We start from the raw sequence: 19,582 nt of genomic DNA on the forward strand, positions 1-19,582 counted from the left end.
GAATGACTGCTCGACAACGGTAGAAGGGAAGGAGGGGTTTAGTTCTGAGATTTCAGCTCGAGAAAAAAACGCTCATACAATGGCATGCATAAAAGTGATGGAACAAAGTATCGTCCCATCACTGATATAGTGATACTTACATTTTTAATTGGATAGCATAAAGAATTTCAATTGAGATAGAATTCTCATGCAAGACAAACGAAAGACTTTAGCGGTTGATTATTTGATAACCGACCACATAAAAGCGGCATTTAGACGGGTGTTGGCATAAGCATCGAAGGTGAACTGAGCAGAAATCCCTCTGATTTAATTTTTTCATTCGCAACTTTGGCATTCATTGCTCGTGCTCCAGGCGTATTTTCATTGGCCCAAATCACCGGAGGCAGTCCATCAATATCACAGATCTCATTTGACAGTTCACGTCGACTGAGCTGCATGTCATCGACTAAATTGTAGATACCGACAAGCTTCTTGCTAAAAGCGAGGCTCACACCATTTGTGATATCAAAAATTCCACTCCAAGCAGGAATATCACTTCCGTTCTTGGGAATCTGTTCTCCAGCTGCCTGCTTGATCATGGCAACCATGTCGCGACCTGGACCATAGATACCGCCCAGCCGGAGGACGCAAATCTTCGTGTCAGGCCGATCAATGGTGAGCAGAACATTTTCTGCTTCTACCAACATGGCATTCACAGGATTCAAACAGTCGACAGTTGAATCTTCTGTCACCGTCTGGCCCTGATGGTCTCCGTAAACACCCGCAGAGCTGATGTAAGTCACGTGCAGTGGCCGCGTGGACTGACGACAACGGATGGCTCGGGCAAGATTACGAATGCCGTTCGAAAACACGGATTGATATCCTTCGCCATTTTGCGTCGGTGCCACGCTAATCAGAACACCCTCCTGATCCTCAAGGAATGAAAAGTCGCAATCTTGTTGAGCAAGGTCAAGAGCGATTGGTTCATTCACCACGTTGCGTAGCTCAGCAAACCGTTGTGGCGTACGCGTTGTACCAACAACGTAGTGACCCTGATTTTTCATACTTGCCGCCAAGAAGCTACCGACGTAGCCACAGCCAATGACTGAGTAGGTGGACATCAGAACAACAACAAGTCAATACCTTTTTACAACTCTTTACCCATCAACCGTGAGTCGGTCGATACCGTATCGATGATTCATGCCGCCATGGCCGGCGTTCAAAGGGGCGTAGCGGTGCCCAAGACTCGCTGTTGGGCAGCATCAGAGCATGGTTCTTACAGGCCTTGAAAGCTGAGTTTCCATCTCTGTAAGGCTGAGAATTCGGGTCTATGTTTGATCATTTCTCGGTATATAGTTGACAAGACATATCTTTCTCAATACTCAATCATTTTCAGATGTAACACCAGAACGTCTGAATTAAATCAATGAGAAACCTGACATCATTATCGTTGCCGTGAAGTCACAACAAGACCACCACGAGGAGTGGGGCTGGGAATTTGTTGCAATGTCAAATCCTGATTCGGTTCAAGTTTTAACTCGATCTTCTTCAACAAACCCACAGCCATCAAGCGAATTTCAAGATCCGCGAGAGCTTTTCCCAGGCATACCCTTTCCCCACCCCCGAAGGGCATCAAGGTTTGATGGAACGATCGATCCAAATGCCGTTGGGGGCGAAAAGCAGATAGGTCAGAATCATCGCCAGTTGCGGATGCCGTCAAAACCACTTGAATCACTCGATTGTCCGGAACTTCAATGCCAGCGAGCATGACCGGACCCTTGGTTCGCCGAAAGAACCCTCCCACCGGAGGGGTTAGGCGCATCACCTCCAATACGGTGGCATCCAGGCGAGGGTAGGAAAGGTCCGCAGGGGCTTCAGAAGACGGATGATCCAACTCGGACAACAGCCAGTCGTGCACCGTTGGATTGGTTAACAATGCACGAAAAAGACAACTTAAGGACGATGCCGTTGTTTCATAACCTGCAAAAAGTAGAAGCAAGAGTTGCTCAGCGAGATCGTCATCGTTGAGTTGAATCCCGGCTTCATCCACCCCACCTCGGATCAGATCTAAGCCCCCTCGCAACGAGGTGTGATTGACGAGCACCAGTTTCAAGCGTGTAAGCAAGCGTGAGCGTGCCTGCATTGCTTTAGCGAAAGGGGAAGCCGGTATCGAGATCGAGATCGAAAACAAAGCCTTCGTCCAAATCTCGAAATCAGCAAATAATTCGTCTTTGTCTTGATTATCGAGACCCAAGACAACGTTTGCGATCACGCTGAAAGCAAAGCGCCGCATCCGCGGGGCGAGTGGTAGAGCAGATTGGCTGTCCAGCAATTCTGCAACGAGTTCCTGTACGAGAGCTTCAATCTCTGGTGCATAGCGCCGGAGCGCTGCACTAGAAAACAATTGACCAACCACGCGCCGACGAGCCTTGTGCCCAGCACCATTGCGATTGGCCAAGGAGCGGCTGCCCAGCAACAAACGAACACTTTTAGGCCACCACCCCTCAAGACAATCTCCTTGTGCCAACAAGTCAGCGATGGCCTCATCCCCTTGGATGAACACAATGCGCTGACCGAGAAGAGACGTCTCGAAGAGATCACCATGGGTCTCAAAGCGACGTTGAGCAAAACAGGGATCACGGAAAAATGCCAGTGCCTCTAAAACTCCGGTTACAGCCCCGGTGTTCGGCAGTTGTGCTTGCGAAATCAATGTTGATGGGGGCTGATGGACTCATGGATCGGCTATCGATCTAACCAAAGCTGACTCCAGAATTCTGGAGAAACAGCTCATCACCAAAAAATTGCAGACTGGCTCATCAAAACAAGGCATCCACTTAGAGGTTCCATTTGTACGACTGCTCGTTACCGCTCTAGCCGATGGTTTTCTTAGCGTGTTGAGACATCAAGGCTCATTGGATGATCTGGGGTGCTGCGCTCAACAACCGCGATCGTCAACCGGAAGTGATGGATCAACCTGGCCTTGACCCAGGGGAGCATGCAAAAGCATTGATGGGCTTGCGGCGAATTAATACGATCAGTCGCTGTTCCGCCGGTTTGTTTCGCCCCATTGAGGCCCTTGCAAAGACTCGGCTGACACAGCCACTTCGCGTTCTTGAACTTGCCTGTGGGGGGGGTGATACCGCCATCGACCTCGCGCTGATGGCCAAGCAAAAGGGGTTGGCACTGGATCTTCATGCCTGTGATCTCAACCCTGAAGCTGTTGAAATTGCTCGGATCAATGCAAGGACACGAAAAGCAGCGCTCACGGTTTTTACTGCTGATGCCTTGTCAAAACCAACAGACCAAAGCAGCTTTGATGTGGTGTATTGCACGCTGTTTGCACATCACTTAGATGAGCTTGATGTGGTCCTTCTATTAGAGGGGATGGCGCTGCGATCACGACAACTCGTCCTGGTGGATGACCTCATTCGTAGTCGGCTTGGTTTTGGATTGGCCTGGATTGGCACCAGGCTTTTAAGTCGCTCCTGGGTGGTTCATACCGATGGCCCTCTGTCTGTACGCGGCGCCCTAAAACCCGATGAAATGATGGCCATCGCGAAGCGGGCAGGTCTTGAGAACGCGCAGATCAAACGCTCGTGGCCGGAGCGTTACCTCTTGAGCTGGGAACGAGATTGAGATGCAAACACTGTGGGATGTTGTGATCATTGGTGGTGGGCCTGCTGGAGGTCTGGCTGCTTTGGATTGTGCACAACGAGGGTTGCGCGTGTTGCTCGTTGAACAACGCGCGTTCCCGCGTTGGAAAGTTTGTGGATGCTGTTTCAACAATCAGGCTCAAGCCATTTTGAGTTCGCGAGGTCAAAACAACTTGATTGTGGATTGTGGCGGGCAAGCACTGCAAAGCTTGAGACTTGGACTGCGTGGACGTGAAACATCATTGGCTCTACCAGATGGCTTTGCGCTTTCGCGGGAACGATTCGATCAAGCCCTCATCGATGCAGCCATGAGCGCTGGAGCATCAGCACGCTTCGAGATGACAGCCCAAGTTGAGTCAGCAAGCCCTGGGTACAGGAGCGTGCGCCTAAAAAACCATCACAGTGGAACGAGCCGTTCTGTCAAAGCACGGGTTGTGCTTGTGGCCGCTGGCCTGTCCCAGCGTTGCCTTCCCAAAAACGAAGCAGGACAAAGCAGGATTCGCAAGCAATCAAGACATGGTGCCGGCTGCGTCGTTGATGATGAAACCTCTCACTACCCCGCGGGAGCCATTCATATGGCGATTGGTGACCAGGGCTATGTGGGCTTAGTGCGCCGGGAAGATGGATTGCTCAATCTTGCAGGAGCCTTTGATCGCCACGTCCTCTCCAAGGGACAAGGAGCCGTTGATGCCGCTCAGAATGTTTTAAAACAGGCGGGATTTCCAGTGCCGGCGGCCCTGGAACAAGGTCAACGCTGGCAACTCACTCCAGCGCTCAGCCGCAGTTCAGACGAGGTAGCTGGAGAACGTTTTCTTGTGATGGGCGATGCCGCAGGTTATGTCGAGCCCTTCACCGGTGAAGGGATGGCTTGGGCCTTAACGGCAGGCGCAGCAGCAGTGCCATTCGTTCTGGAAGGACTGGAAGGTTGGAGCGACGATTTAGAAGCGCGCTGGAAAAAAGCTCTTCAATGGCACATCGGCAGGCGGCAATCGGTCTGCCGAGCCTTATCCACCGTCTTGAAACGCCCCGCCCTCACAACCGTGTTATTTGAACTGATCAGACGTTGGCCCTCACTGTCTGAACAGATCATCTCCAACCTGAACGAGGTCAAGCTGCCAACGCCTTTAGGTGAGCCATGCCACTGAGTGTTCTCGGGCTCGCGACCGCAGTCCCTACGCAATCCGTCAATCAAACAGAGTCAACAACACTGTCTGAATGGGTCAGCGCAGATCATCCCGAGCGAGCCTCGCTCGTACGCCGCATTCAAAGGCGATCACAAGTGGAAACCAGGGGAAGTGTTTTATTAACTGGCGATCCACAGCAAACAATCCATCAGCGCTTGCCGTTTTATGGGGTTGATAGCCCCAACACGGCCTTACGGATGGAGGCGTTTCGACTGCATGCCTCCTCATTGGCGCTCAAAGCATGCCAACGGGCACTGGATGAGTCACCAATCTCTGTTCAACAAATCACGCATCTGATCACGATCAGCTGTACGGGATTTCATGCCCCCGGCGTTGATTGTGATCTCATTGATCAACTTCAGCTTCCGCCCGATGTCCAACGGACCCATGTGGGGTTCATGGGGTGTCATGCAGCAATCAACGGTTTACGCGTCGCCCACGCCTTTGTCAAAGCTGATCCCGAAGCGGTGGTTCTGCTTTGCGCCGTGGAATTATGCAGTCTTCATTTGCAATATGGCTGGAATCCTGAACATGTTGTGGCCAACACATTATTTGCCGATGGTGCCGCCGCTTTGGTCGCGACGCATGCTGAATCCACCTCACCGGGATCGAGTTCAACAGGACTGTTGCTAGAGGCATCTGGATCCACGGTGATTCCGGAAACCCGCGATTTAATGCATTGGCAGATTGGAGATCATGGCTTTTCCATGGGCTTATCCCCAAAAGTACCAAAGGCGATTGCGACGACCTTGCAACCATGGCTTAGCCAATGGCTGGAGGCCCGTGGCATCGATCTCAATGCCATTCAACATTGGGCTATTCACCCTGGGGGTCCAAGAATTCTTCAAGCATGTGCTGAATCATTGACTCTCAGAGAGGATCAACTTGCTCATTCCAAACATATTCTTAGTCGCTATGGAAACATGTCTTCAGCCACTATTTTGTTTGTGCTTGACCATATGCGTCAAGATGATTGTCATGGACCAGGCGTCGCCCTTGCCTTCGGGCCAGGATTATGTGCTGAAGTCGCCTTGATGACGTTATAGAGGCCTTGCTATCAACGATTTAAGCTCTTTTCTTCCTTGGGATCCAGATCGTATCGAGGTGGTCGATCCTGATATTGGTGTTCAAACCACATTGACATTCAAAATATATTGATGTTCAAAATAAATTGATGTTCCATTTCGATGGACGTTCTGTTTATTCGGATATTAAGGATTAAGGACTGTAAAATAGCCTTCAAAACAACGAGCGAGGATCATAGAAGAGCCTTCACTTATTATCATTGGAACGTTGCTGAGCAGATAGAGATGGAACGGATTTGTTTAGGGTTTTTGATGGCTCTATTTTTCACCATCCTGCCAGTTCCTGCTGATGCTCAGCTGAGGGATGGCCTAGCAACACCATTGGCTGCGACGCCCCTCCCCGAGATCGCCATTTATCGATCTGAGAGCTGTGGTTGCTGCACAAAGTGGGCTGAACACGTTGAAGCAGCAGGCTTCCCAATCCAAGACAAGGTGATCAATGCGATGGACGCCTTCAAACAAGCCAATGGCATCACCGAGGAGCTGGCGTCTTGCCACACGGCCATCGTGGATGGCTATGTGGTGGAAGGGCATGTTCCCGCAGCATCCATCAAAAAAATGTTGCACGAACGACCTGACATCAGAGGACTCGCAGCTCCTGGAATGCCCATGGGATCTCCTGGCATGGAAACAGCCGGCGTATCACCAGAAGCCTTTGATGTTCTTGCGATTGCCCAAGACGGCACGACTACTGTTTTTGATCCAATCAGACCTCAGTGAAGCTCTAGGGGATCTCTTTCAAAAGGATCTTCATCACGATCCCTCAACGATTATTTATCATCAGGTGATCTGTTCATCATCATTTGTTCCCTTTACCCAATAAACCAAGCGCTCGCCCATGATGATCTAGGTGGCGATCAATCACGCTTGCGACGAAAAAATAGCTGTGGTCGTACCCCTCGTGAATCAATAACGCCAGTGGTTGGTGGTGGTTGGCGGCGGCACTCCTCAAATCCTCTGGACGTAACTGTTCTTGCAGGAAGGGATCAGCTGAGCCCAGGTCAACCAAAAGCTGATCCTTTCGGTGATAGCCATCCTCCAACAAGGCGACGGCATCCCAATGGCGCCATCGGGCTTGTGCTTCAGGGCTGGTGCCAAAAAAATAACCAAATGCTTTTTGCCCCCAGGGGCATTGGCTGGGATGGCAAATCGGAGCGACTGCTGATATGGATTGAAAGCTGTCTGGATGCCGCAAACCAAGAACCAAGGCGCCATGGCCTCCCATCGAATGGCCGGATAGGCCTAGACGCTGACGATCAAGGGGCAATTCAGCGCAAAGCCGTGAAGGAAGTTCCTCCAGGACATAGCTATGCATGCGGTAGTGCTCAGACCAGGGTTCTTGGTCTGCATCAACATAAAAACCGGCGCCATCACCAAAATCCCATTGGCCCGAGGGATCGGCGGGAACATCCTCTCCCCTTGGGCTGGTATCGGGAGTGATCAAGGCCAGGCCTAGTTCAGCAGCTCGCCTCTGGGCTCCGGCCTTCTGCACGAAATTCTCATCACTACAGGTGAGTCCAGACAGCCAAATCAATGCCGGCACAGATGCCGCATTCTCTTTGAGAGCACTCGGAGGCAAAAACACACCCACGGTGCTGTTGCCCTTCAGCTGCGCAGACTGCAAGCGATAGCGGCGTTGTTCACCGTTAAAACAACGTTGGCTGCTGATCAATTCCATTCCTTTTCAACGCTCCGCTAAAAGTGCACAACCGTGCGAATACTTTCGCCCGCGTGCATCAGCTCAAAAGCTCGGTTGATGTCCTTCAATTCCATGGTGTGGGTGATGAAGCTCTCGAGAGGAATCTCCCCCGCTTGATAGCGCTCCACAAAACCGGGCAATTGGCTGCGTCCACGAACCCCTCCAAAAGCAGAGCCGCGCCACACCCTGCCGGTGACCAGTTGAAACGGCCGGGTGCTGATCTCCTGGCCAGCTCCCGCCACACCAATGATGGTGGATTCACCCCAGCCCTTATGGCATGACTCCAGTGCGGCACGCATCACATCCACATTGCCAATGCACTCAAAGGAGTAGTCGACTCCACCATCGGTGCGTTCAATCAAAACCTCTTGGATTGGGGCCGCATGGTCGCGGGGGTTGATGCATTCGGTGGCTCCAAGCTGTTCGGCGATGGCGAACTTTGCGGGATTGAGATCGATTCCAATAATCCGCTCGGCTCCGGCCTGAACCGCACCAATGATCACCGCCAAGCCAATGCCACCAAGACCAAAAACGGCCACGCTGCTGCCAGGTTCCACCTTGGCCGTGTTATGAACCGCACCAATCCCCGTGGTCACACCACAGCCAAGCAAGCACACCTTGTCCAAAGGCGCATCAGGGTTGATCTTGGCAACGGCAATCTCCGGCAGAACGGTGTACTCAGAGAATGTCGACGTTCCCATGTAGTGATGAATCATCTGATCATCACGTGAAAAACGGCTGCTGCCATCGGGCATCACCCCCTTTCCCTGGGTTGAACGGATCGCCTGACACAGGTTCGTCTTCCCGGAAAGACAAAAACGACAACGCCCACATTCGGGCGTGTACAAGGCGACCACGTGGTCGCCTACCGCGACGGAGGTCACGCCTTCACCGATCTCCACAACAACGGCTCCACCTTCATGCCCCAGCACCGCAGGGAATAAACCTTCTGGATCTGAACCAGACAGCGTGAAGGCGTCTGTGTGACAAACCCCTGTCGCCACCACACGCAGAAGCACTTCGCCTGCGCGGGGTGGGGCCACATCGATCTCTGTGACATCCAAGGGCCCGCCTGGAGCCCATGCCACCGCAGCTCTGGAGCGAATCATGGGCGAAGCAGAGACGAGTCTTCAACCATCATCGCGCTGATGATCTGCACGTCAGCAGGCGCAGTGCAATTCAGAACAGACCCGACAGAGCGAAGACAAGGCACCTTTCCTGCCTCCGTGAGCAGAAGCCTAAAAACCAGCTAGGGGAGAGGAATTAAAACCGATGGCTAACCTGATACATGGGACGAACGCATTAAATTACGCTCCCTATTAAACATAAAGAGTCCGAATGAAAAGGCGAAGGAAATTCCAAAAGTAGCTACAAAGTAAAGATACCAATATTTCATCTTGAGCCTCAATGCCTCAGCAACCATGAATGCAAAGGCAGCTATCAGAACGAGAGTCAGGTCGGCCGCGATGAAACCGGCGGAAGCATTCGCCCAAACGCCTTGAGAAAACAGGTCAACAATTGCAAGGGGGTCGGTTAGGCCTAAAGCTTCCGTTTCTTGAATAAACTGGTAGATGCAATACCAGGGCCAAGCCACTCCAGCCAATGCGGTGGCGGCATAAATGAACAGGCGTAGCTTGGCCATACTCACAAAGAGACAACATCTAATCTCTCATAGGCCGAGAACTTAATCAGTACATACGCTACAAAATATCCTGGCATCAAACAAACAAAACGATTCAACGAGAGTCCCTGAATGACAACGGCTAGCGTGAAGATACAACGTTCAAGCGATAGGCATCTGTGGGAATTCGAATCGGAACAAGGGTGTAAGGAATCGCTGCAGTCTGCTCTGAAGCCCCCTCCCAATTCTGAATCGTTTGCATCCAGCGAACCAAAAACACCCTCACGCTCAGCTCAGCCAATGGCAAGCCTGGGCAACCATGTTTGCCGATCCCCCCAGGGAACCAACCCTCTTTGGGAAGGCGCAGGGCACTGCCTGCGAAAGGGCATCCACGGATGGGATTGAGGTTGTTGTTGCCATCTGGGTCACGCATCCAGCGTTCTGGAGTGAACGACTGAGGCTCCGGAAACAGTGCCGACATGCTGTTTCCGATCCGCGGGTCGGCCGTCACGACGGTGCCCGCAGGAATGCTGTAACCGGAAACCTCAATGTCCTCAGAGGTCAACCTGAAACCACCTCCGGCCGGAGGGATTAATCGAAGCGATTCGCGCAGCACTCCCTGAACGAAGGGAAGATCCCATGCAGAGAGGTGGCTAGAGCTGGCAGGGTTCTCCAAATTGTGCATCGAGGCTTCCTTGAGAATCCGATCCCTCACATCGGGACGCTGTCTTGTTTGAATCAAACAACTGGCCATTAGGGAGGCAACTTCGATGTAGGCCCCCCAAACCATCAACACCGTGGCGGTCGCTATGCGCTCGTCGCTCCATGGCTGGCCATATTCATCGAGATTGTCAGTAAAAATCCTGAAACAAGCCCCGTCCAGTTCACCGCGTCGATGTTTTTCCAGGCGCCCGTGCATGCTCTGTTGAAGCTCAGCTAGCGCCTTCTCTCCCCGACGAAAGGATGGAAGCTGCTTGCTCAGACTTAAAAGAGCATCGTTGTAAGAGATAAAGGCTTCGATCTCCTTTGTTGTTAACGATTCACCAGCAAAGAGTTCGGCATAGAGATTGAGACAAAGATGCTTTGCCTCCAGGGCTATAAAAGTGCTTTCGCGCTGAGCAATGTCGGCAGTGAACCGCACCATGCTGCGGTTGATCCCAGGGAGGTACGACTCCAGATTGCTTGGGCTGAAAAGGGCGGCGTAACCACGCCGCGTGGAACGATGTTTCTCACCAGCCTGATTTAAAGCACCATCGGCGGTATGCAGTGCTGTGAAGGCAGGAGGTAAGGCGCTTTCACTGATGCTGCTCTCGAGACGAATGAACTGCTCCACCGCTTCAGGACCACCCAACACAGCCGTCGGTCGAAAGAAGAGGGTTGTTCCAAATACAGGACCAAATTGTTGATGGCGTTCTGCGATAAACCCATCAGGATCCCTCAGGTAGGCGATGGATTCGCGCACCCCGATCAACGGACCCGTTCTGCAGGGAAGCGGACGCAAGCCATTGGTGGTGCTCATTCGCTTCGATCGCTTACCAAGGGATCATCAGTAGCAGATCGACTGCACTCGGACTCGATTCCTGGAGGGAATGAATCAATCCAACTTCAGGCTGATGGGAGCAGCAAGAGCATGAAAATTATGATCGGTGAGATTGGTATCTCCCAGCTCTAGGTTGTAAAACAAGGCCGTTGGGGCCTGAAAAAATGGCCCAGCGTGCCAAGTGCCCTGATGAAGCTGCACAGCTTCACCCGGGAGGACCTCCACCAATTGCACAGATGCAGCACAGAGCTCTTCAGGTTGGAGCGCTGGAGCGGCTACGGCCAACCACCAAGGCTGAGCATCGGCTGAACCTAAACACTGGGTGGCCCGCTGATGGCGGGTCATGCTCGCCAACACCGCCGGTCTTTGACGTACACGCATGACGTAGTAGCGCAGGTCAGACCCCTCAAATTTGAGCGTTGCGTCGGTGTCGCGATGGGGCGTCATGTCATCCACCGGGATGATCGCAGTGCCAAACCGCTCAAAACTGCAGTTCTGCAAGGGGAGTGAGGCCAGTGTCGCTGCAGTCATGACGCGTTGCTCTCTCCTCAGTAGCTCTAGCTCATTCTCGATCTTTTCTGATGGATTCAGCCAAAAACTGGTGAGGAGGGCGGCCATTCAGCCAAACCTAAAATGATTACGAATTTCTCTGATCTAAACATTCCAACAATCCAAATCAATCCTGATGCAGAGGAAGGATCTTCCCTGTCATGAAACACAAACTTTCATCAAAATCTTGACAGTGACGCTCCAAGTGTTGGTCCTACGAACCAGGCTTACGGCTTGAAGATCCAAGTCGTGATCGCATTGTCTCCGCCTTGGATGGATTTGTCAGACATTGCGAACAAAATATTTCTGAAACATCAAGGCAAAGCCTGGGTTGATGCATTATTAATAAATGATCTGACTGGTTTCAAGTGACCACAAAACAAGAGGCTCATTCCATTATCAAGGGCTGCCTAGAAACCAACAGTGCCTGGGTTGAAACCTTCAATGAACTCGGCTGTGTACTGGTATTTGATCTCGACCCAATGCTTGAAGGGACCGTTACGGTGGACTTGATCGTTAAAGACTTGTGGGACAAAGGGATTAGGGCCACTCAAGACGAAGTTGTAAAAAGTATTTGTAGCTATGCCATTGAAAATGATTATATCTGGTCGGTAGAAACCATTTTTGATAACTATGACTATACGGCGAAGACCCTTGAAAATCTCGGTGAAGACAGCAAAGCACTATTGACAGAGCTCGCCGATGAGTCGGGCAATGAGGCATTTAAAGCGATGGTTACATCGGGCTCGTAACACAACAATTTAAAAAGCTCTTAAAGGATACGGGTGTTTTTATTTATTTATTTATTTATTTATTTATTTATTATAGACTAAGATACTTCTGATCAATCAATCTTAAAGAAAAGAAGATATTCGACCCCTGTTATCGACTTCCTGCAGACAGGCGAGAAACCATTAAGGAATGGGTTCTAGATCTTAGTCTTAATGCTTAGAAATGAGGGCATGAAGAGCCACGCGGTTGATTTTTCCCACAGAATTCAGGGGAAGGGTAGGGAGAACCTGCAAGACTTCCGGAGCCTTGTATCCCACGCGATCACGGGTGAAGGAAATTAAATCTGGAATAGTGGGTACTGAACATCCCGTTTTGAAGGACACATAAGCATGCACATTTTGTCCATGCACGTCGTCTTCAATTCCGATCACACCTGCCTGGTCCACAGCTGGATGCTCCATCAAGGCTTCCTCCACATCTTGGGGACAAATATTGGATCCATCGTGAACGATGATTTGTTTTCGACGTCCGCAGAACCAGAGATAGCCATCATCATCGAGACGCATCGCGTCTCCAGTATTGAGCCAACCCTTCTGAATGGTTTCTGCGGTAGCGGCAGGATTATTCCAATATCCGACGGTCAACGTTGGTGACTTCACCCAGAGCACACCCTCCTCACCAAAACTCAGCTCTCGTCCATCGGATGAGCGGATGCAGCCTTCAAAACCAGGGCACATTTTGCCCACAGACCCAATCCGATTTTCACCATCAATCGGGGAGAGGCTTGCAAAGCCAATCTCACTCATGCCGTAACACTCATCAATCCGCTGTCCAGTGGCCTGTTCAAACTCCACATGCAACTGATGGTTGACCTTGTCTCCACCACTGATGCAAAGGCGAACCGATGAAAAGTCGCTGCGCTGTAAACGCTCATCGCGCACAAGACTGAACAACGTGACAGGTAAGGCCAACACAACCTGGGGATGGTGCTGGCGCAGCAAGGTTTCGAGGCAGCTACAACTGAGATTGTTAGGCACCAGAACAGAGGCACCACGGCACAACGCAGCTAAAGCAAACGTTGATGAAGCGATATGGGATAAGGAACTACCAGCGAGATATTGCTCACCAGGCTGTAAGCCAGTGACATCAAGAACAGAAGAAAACATCCAGCCCAAGCTTTGCCGTGTGTGGGTAACACCCTTCGGTTTTCCGGTGCTTCCTGAGGTAAAAAACAGGAAGCAAGGCTGATCGGGATCATGCTCTGTTTGTGGTAAGGAAAGGTCAGCAAAGTCTTGACTCAACTCTGATACGAATCCATAATCATTCGTCGTGATGCATCCAAGATCGCAGGCCGTTGGAACATTGCTGGCATCAACATCAGTCTGACGTTCGCAGTGATAGATCAGACATCGAGCACCACTCACATCAAGAGCGTGGTTGATTTCGGGAACGGTATAGCGATAGTTTAGTGGCGTTAAAACAAGTCCACAGCGCAAACCGGCTAAATAATGAATCAACAACTCCAAACTATTAGGCATCAGTGAAGCAATTCGGTCACCAGAGCAAAGTCCAATGCTCAAATAATGCTTGGCTAGAGCATGACAAGACTGCTCAAGTTCAGCCCAGCTCATGCTGCGGTTTAGATCATGCAGAGCCACTGCATCTGGATCCCGGCTCAAAGCTGGCCGGAGGGGATCGTTGAGTACGATTGGTTCAGCAAGGAATCGACCGGAGACTTTCAAAGCAACAACTCAATATGTGGCATTAATAGCATGCGTCATAGTTTCAACAAACAGAATCTGCGCTGATCGCGGCTGTAGACGACCAATTTCAGTCAAGACCTTATTTTAAATTTATCATTGCATCGATCCTCTCCCGATCATCGAGATTCAAGATTAAATCGACCTGAAACACTAAGAAATTTAATATGAACACTCTCTAGATTGCAAAGTGTGTCATTCTCCCCGGAGCCAAAACCAATCAAACAACACTGTATCATTGAAATCAATTACTTTTAGTCAAGCTAGATTTGTATCCCAGCAATCAGTACCCTACTTCTAACGCATGGCTTAAGACTATTCTCAACAATGAACATAAATACAAATAAAGCCTTAACGACACTTATCGAAATCCAAGACTTTCCTGAGTATTTGCAGAGTTTTTGATTAGAGCAGAGAGCTGTCTCGATGACTGCGTCAATGGTTGCAACCATGAAAACCGCAACTAAAATTCGAATGCAACAACAGCTGAAAGCATTGACGCCTATCAGCTGTCTGCATACTGATGCACTGGCAACGGAGTTCTGATCAAAACCTGCCTAATGCAATTTAAGATGACAGATTGAACTCCAATAGTCACATCTGCAACCTCTACATAGTACTAAATGAACCAATCAGTCATTGAAGGTCATTCTCAAAGCGAGGAGATAAATAAAATTCCGACACTCTCAATTGCTCCCCATTGGCAGATGCTGGAAGCAATTCTTAAGCCGATTGCCTACTACCGTCGTTGTTTTACGCACAATAGCGGTGTCATACGCGTGAAAATGTCTCCAACATTGCCTCCTCAGCAGGTTTTGATCAGCGATCCATCAGTCATTAAGGATCTCATCAACGAAGACGGCGGTCGCTGTATCAGTGCACCAGGCCAATTAAACGGCCTGCTGTCTCAAGTGGTCGGCCAACACTCGATTATTTTGCTCGCACCTGCGATACACCGCCAGCGAAGAAAATTGCTTACTCCTCCATTTCATGGAGAACGCCTTAAGGCCTACGGACAGCTGATTTCTGCCTTAGCAGAGCAAACCCTTAAGGATCTGAAAGACGGCGACGCCTTTGACGCACGTGAACGAATGCAAGGCATCACCATGAGAGTGATCCTGACCGCCGTTTTCGGCCTGTATGAAGGGGAGACGTTTCGACGAATTGAGCACTCACTGGCATCAAGCATCAGTATTCGCTCCGGACCATTTGGATCTTTGCTGTTGTTCTTCCCTTTTCTGCGCAAAAACCTTGGTCCATGGAGTCCTGGAGGAAGGATCAAGGCTGCAGATGCCACCATCCGACGGCTATTGCTTGCAGAGATCGCCTCACGGCGCAGAGCCGTTGCTCAATGTAATGAAGAAAATATGCCGGCTGACATTCTCAGCCTGCTGTTGTCTTGCAGGGATGAGCATGGCCAAGGGCTCAACGACGATGAATTACACGATGAATTGCTGACGCTTTTGTTTGCAGGACACGAAACCACCGCGACTGCTCTGACCTGGGCGCTCTACTGGATCCATCGAAATCCCTTGGTCCTGGAACGGTCGATGGATGAACTCAATGGTTTAGCCGACCGCTCCGATCCAGAAGCGATTGCGAAGCTTCCTTACCTCTCCGCAGTCGTCAATGAAGTGCTGCGTATTCATCCGGTAGCGATGCTGACGTTTCCTCGTCGAATCGAAGCCCCGATCACTCTGGGAGGGTATTCCTTCCACTCGGGTGATGTCGTGATGGCATGTATTCAAGCCGTCCATGAACGTTCTGATCTTTATCCCAACCCAAGAACATTCGATCCCGATCGTTTCATGAATCGAACCTATGGGCCCCATGAATTTCTAGCTTTTGGCGGAGGATCTCGACGCTGCATCGGTGCAGCTCTAGCGCTCTATGAAATGAAATTGATTTTATCAAAGTTGCTACTCAATAATCAATTCAAACTCACTCTAAGCAGTGATCGTACAAACAAACCACGACGGCGTGGCTTCACACTTGGGCCTTCAATTCCTGTGAGATTGAAAATAGTTTCACGTCGTCCTTGATTTCCGCCAATTCTCTTGCGAATCACTTTCTCTGCTCGACAACGCGGCATCTTTGACAACCTTTACCGCGCCTTGATCGGCTTTCTTTGGCTGGCTCCTCTCATCGGTGCAGCAGAAAACAAATCTGGATGGCCCCTATTGCTTCTGATCGTTCCCGTCGCCTGCCGGAGCCTTCCCAAAATTCACTCGGCGATCGAAGGGAGATGCCTGCAGCGGCCAATCGTCATGGCAGGCATTGCCGTATTGGCTGCACTCATTGGCATCCTGATCCATCTAGGACTCCACCCGGTTGGTGGAGTTTTAGGTCCAGGAGGCTGGTACCTGCCGCTTGCCATCGCCTGCATTCTGCTTTCGGTATGGAGATCAGCGCAAACACAAACGACCTTCGATACATGAGGCTTCCCATCAGAGCTCGAAATTGGCAGCCTCATCCCTCTGGATGATGCGATAAGTCCACTGGGCCACGGGAGGGACTGCTCCAGCATCTCCAGGGAAAGCACTAGGAGAGTGCACGGCGTAACGGACAGGCTCGGTGAGAAGTTTTGCTTGAACCGGCGCTAGATCAAACAATCCAGGTCTCTGGAGGGAATGGCAGCTAGCTGCTGAGACCTTCGCTGATGGTGGTTTCAGTCTGTAAGCGACGCAACAGGGCCTCGCAGTCCTTCTGATTCATCAGGCGAGGGACTGGATAGGCAAGTCGGGCTTCCTTTAAGGCACCGCGGGAAAGCGAAGAAACATCTTGGCTGCGCAGCTGGGAAATACTCGCCGGGATGCCCAGTTCGCGGTTCAAGCGTTCAATCCAGGCAATGAACTGAAGTGCAAGCTGCTGATTGCTCAGTCCAACAACATCGAGATCAATCGTTCGGGCCAAGTCAGCCAGTTGCCGTTCACAGGCCGGTCGCGACCAACGCAGCACTTCGGGCAGCACAATCGCATTGGCAAGGCCGTGGGTGATTCCGTATTCACATCCAAGGGCATGGGCAATGGCGTGGGCATAGCCCACATTGGTTCGGGTGAAGGCTTCGCCTGCTTCATGGGCAGCAAGCGCCATCTGCAGCCGTGCCTCGAGATCGTCTCCCTGCTGGTAGGCGATAGGCAGCCATCGGGCAATACGACTCAGGGCTGAGAGCGCCTTGCGCTCGCTGAAGGCAGATCCATTGCGGCCGATGTACGACTCCACCGCATGGGTGAGTGCATCCAGGCCACCAGCAGCGGTCACCGTTGGCGGCAGGCCACGCATCAGTTCGGGATCGAGCACCGTGACCTGGGGGAGAAGCTTGAGATCAGCGATAGCAATCTTGCGTCCACGTTCAGGATCTGTGAACACAGCAGCAATCGTTGCTTCCGAGCCGGAGCCAGCGGTGGTGGGCACACAGGCCAACGGCGGCGGCGGGAGGAGCACACGAAACAACCCCTCCATCCACCGCAGGGTGAGCCAGGGATTGCCAACTCTTGCGCCGATGCCCTTGGCGCAGTCGATCACGGAGCCACCACCACAGGCGATCAGGCTGTCGCAACCAGCATCGCGATAGCGCCTAAAACCCAACTCCACGCTTGCAAGAGTGGGGTTCTCAGGCACCTGATCGAACACAGTGATTGGAATGCGGCTGCGTTCCAAATCAGCAATCAAGTCCTGTGGCAAGCGCAGCTGCATTAGGTGCTGATCCGTCACCAGCAGAGGGCGGAGCCAACCTTTCGTCTGCAATACACCGGAAAGATCACGGCAACTGCCGGCAGCGATCAGCAACCGGGAGCGACGAAAAGGCAAGACCAGGGATAACCCATGGAGCAGGCGCTGGTAGCTGCGGATCAGGACGATGGACAGTGAAGACAATCTCGGTGACTGACCTCGATCGCGAGCGTGGATCTGTTCATCGGCTTTTTCCGTCATGGTTGCGACGCTCTGGGAAGAGCCAGGGCTGTTCCCTCCCTGCGAGGATCGGCAGCCCCATACCAGCGGCCATCAATGTTCTGCAACAGAGCAGTGCCGCTACCGAGGCGTTGAAAGCGGATCGGTTGATCCGCTGTTTTGAGTTGTTCAACGGGAACTGGCCATGGCAGAGGCGGGTCCTTTTCAACAACGAGCGTGGCGCCACGCTTGGAGAGAAGGGGCATAGCAACGGCTCGTTCCGGGGTCTCGTTCCAGATCAACGACGCGAGCAACACACGGCTGAGCACATGTGGAATCGTTCTCCCGCCTGGGCTACCGAGCGCCAGGATCGGCTCACCGTTTCGGAACACCATCATGGGTGCCATCGATGAGCTCGGCCGGCGACCCGGCAGGCGTCGGTTGGCGATTGGTTTTCCTTGGAGAGTGGGCTGAAAGGAGAAGTCGGTGAGCTGATTGTTCATCACCATGCCAGCCAGCAGATGCCGGCTTCCGAACACGGTTTCCACCGAAGCGGTGTAGCTCGCAAGATTTCCGGCCACATCCACAATCGAGACCTGGGTCGTGCCCTGTTCTTGGCCTTGTTGAGGAAGGGCATAGGGATAGTGAGCAATCCCTGGCGGCAAGCCAGGGAAAGGAGACGCTGAGGCTGAACCCTGAATGGTTGTGGCACGCTCCTGGATGTAAGCCGGAGCCAGCAGTGGCTCGGTTGGGATCGCTGCATCGATCGGATCGTGAACCCAATACAGACGATCCGCATCAGCCCAGGCCTGAGCGGTCGCCAATTGCTGCCAGGTGTTCAGCTCGGTTTCGGCCGTGAGACCTCTTAGTGCATCGAGGAGCGCAAGGGTCTGCAACACGGCCAGCCCACCGCTGCTGGGAGGGGGAACCGTGCAGAGCTGCAAACGCTGAAACGCATTGCAAAGCGGTGCGCGGTGCACCACGGCATAGCTGGCCAGATCCGCCTGGCTCCAGCCTCGAAATCCAGGCTCCTGAGATTGCAGCTCTATGAGCTCGCCCAGGATGCGTTGCGCTAGCGCTCCTCGATAGAAGGAGGAACCGCCATCGCGAGCCAGATCTTGCAGAGTGCGCGCCAGGGCTGGGTTGCGAAACAAGCGATCGGGCTGAGGAGGTTGGCCACCCGGCAGATAAAGGGCTTGAAATGCCGGACTATGGGCCACACCGATCCGCTGGGCCAGACGGACGGCACGAAGCAGGCGCGGGCTTGGCCGGAAGCCATCTCGGGCCAGACCGATGGCCGGTTCCAAGAGGGTGGCCCAAGGAAGGCGTCCATCGCGTTGATGGGCATCCCAGAGCAGGGCCACCGTTCCAGGGATTCCAATGGCATCGAGCCGACTGGTGGCCTCCCGCCAGGAGAGAGGCTCTCCGGATGGCTTGAGCAAATCATCAGGCCGGCTGCGTTGTGGTGCCGTTTCTCGGCCATCAAACACCTCTAGGACTTGTTGGCTGGCATCCCAGTGCAACAGGAAGCCACCTCCACCGAGTCCGGAGCTCTGCGGTTCCACCACAGCTAAGACAGCCTGGGCAGTGACCAAGGCATCCACGGCATGTCCACCAGCCTTGAGGACGGCGAGGGCCGCCTCGCTGGCGAGAGGATTAGCCGTCACCACAACGGCCGCACCCGCTGCCGTGGAGACGCGCTTGCTGCCGAGATCCGCCTGCTCCGGATCGTCGCGGCTCACGGGAGCCGCTGAAGCAGCAGCAGCTGCGGTGCTGATGCAAACACTGAAGATCAGCAGCAGAGCGCGGAGCATGAAGGGAAGGCGGTAAAGGCGCTATCGCCCACCAAGTCTGGCCAGGAAGACCCTTCATTGGATCAAGCGAGCAAA

At 52.4% G+C, this 19,582-nt stretch carries 18 protein-coding genes; 7 read left to right on the plus strand and 11 right to left on the minus strand.

All coding sequences use genetic code 11. The features are described 5' to 3' along the window. Nucleotides 1-251 precede the first annotated feature (251 nt). Together SynROS8604_RS07605 and SynROS8604_RS07610 are read right to left on the minus strand one after the other, a co-directional pair. Nucleotides 252-1,100 carry an NAD-dependent epimerase/dehydratase family protein gene (locus SynROS8604_RS07605; protein ID WP_186543511.1) on the minus strand — a complete coding sequence of 283 codons (849 nt, stop codon included), beginning with the start codon at nucleotides 1,098-1,100 and terminating at the stop codon, nucleotides 252-254. A 323-nt stretch (nucleotides 1,101-1,423) separates the two neighbouring features. Further along, nucleotides 1,424-2,686 (minus strand): cytochrome P450, encoded by a 1,263-nt coding sequence (locus SynROS8604_RS07610; RefSeq protein ID WP_370586587.1) that lies wholly within the window; start codon nucleotides 2,684-2,686, stop codon nucleotides 1,424-1,426. 209 nt (nucleotides 2,687-2,895) lie between these two features. On the opposite strand from SynROS8604_RS07610, the gene SynROS8604_RS07615 reads away from it, so the two are divergent. The 4 genes from SynROS8604_RS07615 (at nucleotide 2,896) to SynROS8604_RS07630 (ending at nucleotide 6,621) form a co-directional block, all read left to right on the plus strand. Continuing rightward, complete coding sequence (locus tag SynROS8604_RS07615) at nucleotides 2,896-3,615, plus strand: class I SAM-dependent methyltransferase (RefSeq protein ID WP_186543513.1); 720 nt, start codon at nucleotides 2,896-2,898, stop codon at nucleotides 3,613-3,615. A 1-nt stretch (nucleotide 3,616) separates the two neighbouring features. Continuing rightward, nucleotides 3,617-4,777, plus strand: coding sequence for an NAD(P)/FAD-dependent oxidoreductase (locus tag SynROS8604_RS07620; RefSeq protein ID WP_186543514.1), 1,161 nt, complete (start codon nucleotides 3,617-3,619; stop codon nucleotides 4,775-4,777). Then, a complete protein-coding gene (locus tag SynROS8604_RS07625; protein ID WP_186543515.1) occupies nucleotides 4,768-5,862 on the plus strand; it encodes a type III polyketide synthase in 1,095 nt (364 codons plus the stop codon). Before SynROS8604_RS07620 ends, SynROS8604_RS07625 begins: the two co-directional genes overlap by 10 nt. A 291-nt stretch (nucleotides 5,863-6,153) precedes the next feature. Further along, the gene (locus tag SynROS8604_RS07630; protein ID WP_255444929.1) at nucleotides 6,154-6,621 is read left to right on the plus strand and encodes a DUF411 domain-containing protein; all 468 of its coding nucleotides are present in this window, start codon (nucleotides 6,154-6,156) and stop codon (nucleotides 6,619-6,621) included. A gap of 79 nt (nucleotides 6,622-6,700) precedes the next feature. Here SynROS8604_RS07630 and fghA read toward each other — a convergent pair whose 3' ends face one another. The 5 genes from fghA to SynROS8604_RS07655 form a co-directional block, all read right to left on the minus strand. Continuing rightward, nucleotides 6,701-7,579 carry an S-formylglutathione hydrolase gene (fghA, locus tag SynROS8604_RS07635; protein WP_186543517.1) on the minus strand — a complete coding sequence of 293 codons (879 nt, stop codon included), beginning with the start codon at nucleotides 7,577-7,579 and terminating at the stop codon, nucleotides 6,701-6,703. Nucleotides 7,580-7,596: 17 nt separating this feature from the next. Next, the gene (locus SynROS8604_RS07640; protein ID WP_186543518.1) at nucleotides 7,597-8,709 is read right to left on the minus strand and encodes an S-(hydroxymethyl)glutathione dehydrogenase/class III alcohol dehydrogenase; all 1,113 of its coding nucleotides are present in this window, start codon (nucleotides 8,707-8,709) and stop codon (nucleotides 7,597-7,599) included. A 167-nt stretch (nucleotides 8,710-8,876) separates the two neighbouring features. After that, nucleotides 8,877-9,242, minus strand: coding sequence for a DUF2834 domain-containing protein (locus tag SynROS8604_RS07645; protein WP_186543519.1), 366 nt, complete (start codon nucleotides 9,240-9,242; stop codon nucleotides 8,877-8,879). A gap of 121 nt (nucleotides 9,243-9,363) precedes the next feature. Further along, nucleotides 9,364-10,740, minus strand: coding sequence for a cytochrome P450 (locus SynROS8604_RS07650; protein WP_186543520.1), 1,377 nt, complete (start codon nucleotides 10,738-10,740; stop codon nucleotides 9,364-9,366). Between the two features lie 75 nt (nucleotides 10,741-10,815). Continuing rightward, nucleotides 10,816-11,379, minus strand: coding sequence for an ureidoglycolate lyase (locus SynROS8604_RS07655; RefSeq protein ID WP_370586490.1), 564 nt, complete (start codon nucleotides 11,377-11,379; stop codon nucleotides 10,816-10,818). A 299-nt stretch (nucleotides 11,380-11,678) separates the two neighbouring features. Between SynROS8604_RS07655 and SynROS8604_RS07660 the strand changes: the two genes are divergently transcribed. Continuing rightward, the gene (locus tag SynROS8604_RS07660; protein WP_186543521.1) at nucleotides 11,679-12,062 is read left to right on the plus strand and encodes a hypothetical protein; all 384 of its coding nucleotides are present in this window, start codon (nucleotides 11,679-11,681) and stop codon (nucleotides 12,060-12,062) included. Between the two features lie 189 nt (nucleotides 12,063-12,251). On the opposite strand, the gene SynROS8604_RS07665 is transcribed toward SynROS8604_RS07660, so the two are convergent. Then, on the minus strand, nucleotides 12,252-13,721 hold the full coding sequence (locus tag SynROS8604_RS07665) for a class I adenylate-forming enzyme family protein (protein WP_255444930.1): 1,470 nt from the start codon (nucleotides 13,719-13,721) through the stop codon (nucleotides 12,252-12,254). Between the two features lie 788 nt (nucleotides 13,722-14,509). On the opposite strand from SynROS8604_RS07665, the gene SynROS8604_RS07670 reads away from it, so the two are divergent. Together SynROS8604_RS07670 and SynROS8604_RS07675 are read left to right on the plus strand one after the other, a co-directional pair. Beyond that, nucleotides 14,510-15,844 carry a cytochrome P450 gene (locus SynROS8604_RS07670; RefSeq protein ID WP_186543523.1) on the plus strand — a complete coding sequence of 445 codons (1,335 nt, stop codon included), beginning with the start codon at nucleotides 14,510-14,512 and terminating at the stop codon, nucleotides 15,842-15,844. A gap of 15 nt (nucleotides 15,845-15,859) precedes the next feature. After that, nucleotides 15,860-16,240 (plus strand): hypothetical protein, encoded by a 381-nt coding sequence (locus SynROS8604_RS07675; RefSeq protein WP_186543524.1) that lies wholly within the window; start codon nucleotides 15,860-15,862, stop codon nucleotides 16,238-16,240. Between the two features lie 9 nt (nucleotides 16,241-16,249). Here SynROS8604_RS07675 and SynROS8604_RS07680 read toward each other — a convergent pair whose 3' ends face one another. The 3 genes from SynROS8604_RS07680 to SynROS8604_RS07690 are packed head-to-tail and all read right to left on the minus strand — an operon-like array spanning nucleotide 16,250 to nucleotide 19,507. Then, complete coding sequence (locus SynROS8604_RS07680; RefSeq protein WP_186543525.1) at nucleotides 16,250-16,414, minus strand: hypothetical protein; 165 nt, start codon at nucleotides 16,412-16,414, stop codon at nucleotides 16,250-16,252. 25 nt (nucleotides 16,415-16,439) lie between these two features. Further along, on the minus strand, nucleotides 16,440-17,735 hold the full coding sequence (locus SynROS8604_RS07685) for an iron-containing alcohol dehydrogenase (RefSeq protein WP_255444931.1): 1,296 nt from the start codon (nucleotides 17,733-17,735) through the stop codon (nucleotides 16,440-16,442). Further along, the gene (locus SynROS8604_RS07690; RefSeq protein ID WP_186543526.1) at nucleotides 17,732-19,507 is read right to left on the minus strand and encodes a gamma-glutamyltransferase family protein; all 1,776 of its coding nucleotides are present in this window, start codon (nucleotides 19,505-19,507) and stop codon (nucleotides 17,732-17,734) included. Before SynROS8604_RS07690 ends, SynROS8604_RS07685 begins: the two co-directional genes overlap by 4 nt. Nucleotides 19,508-19,582: the final 75 nt, after the last annotated feature.

This window comes from Synechococcus sp. ROS8604 (assembly GCF_014279655.1).
GTDB lineage: Bacteria > Cyanobacteriota > Cyanobacteriia > PCC-6307 > Cyanobiaceae > Synechococcus_C.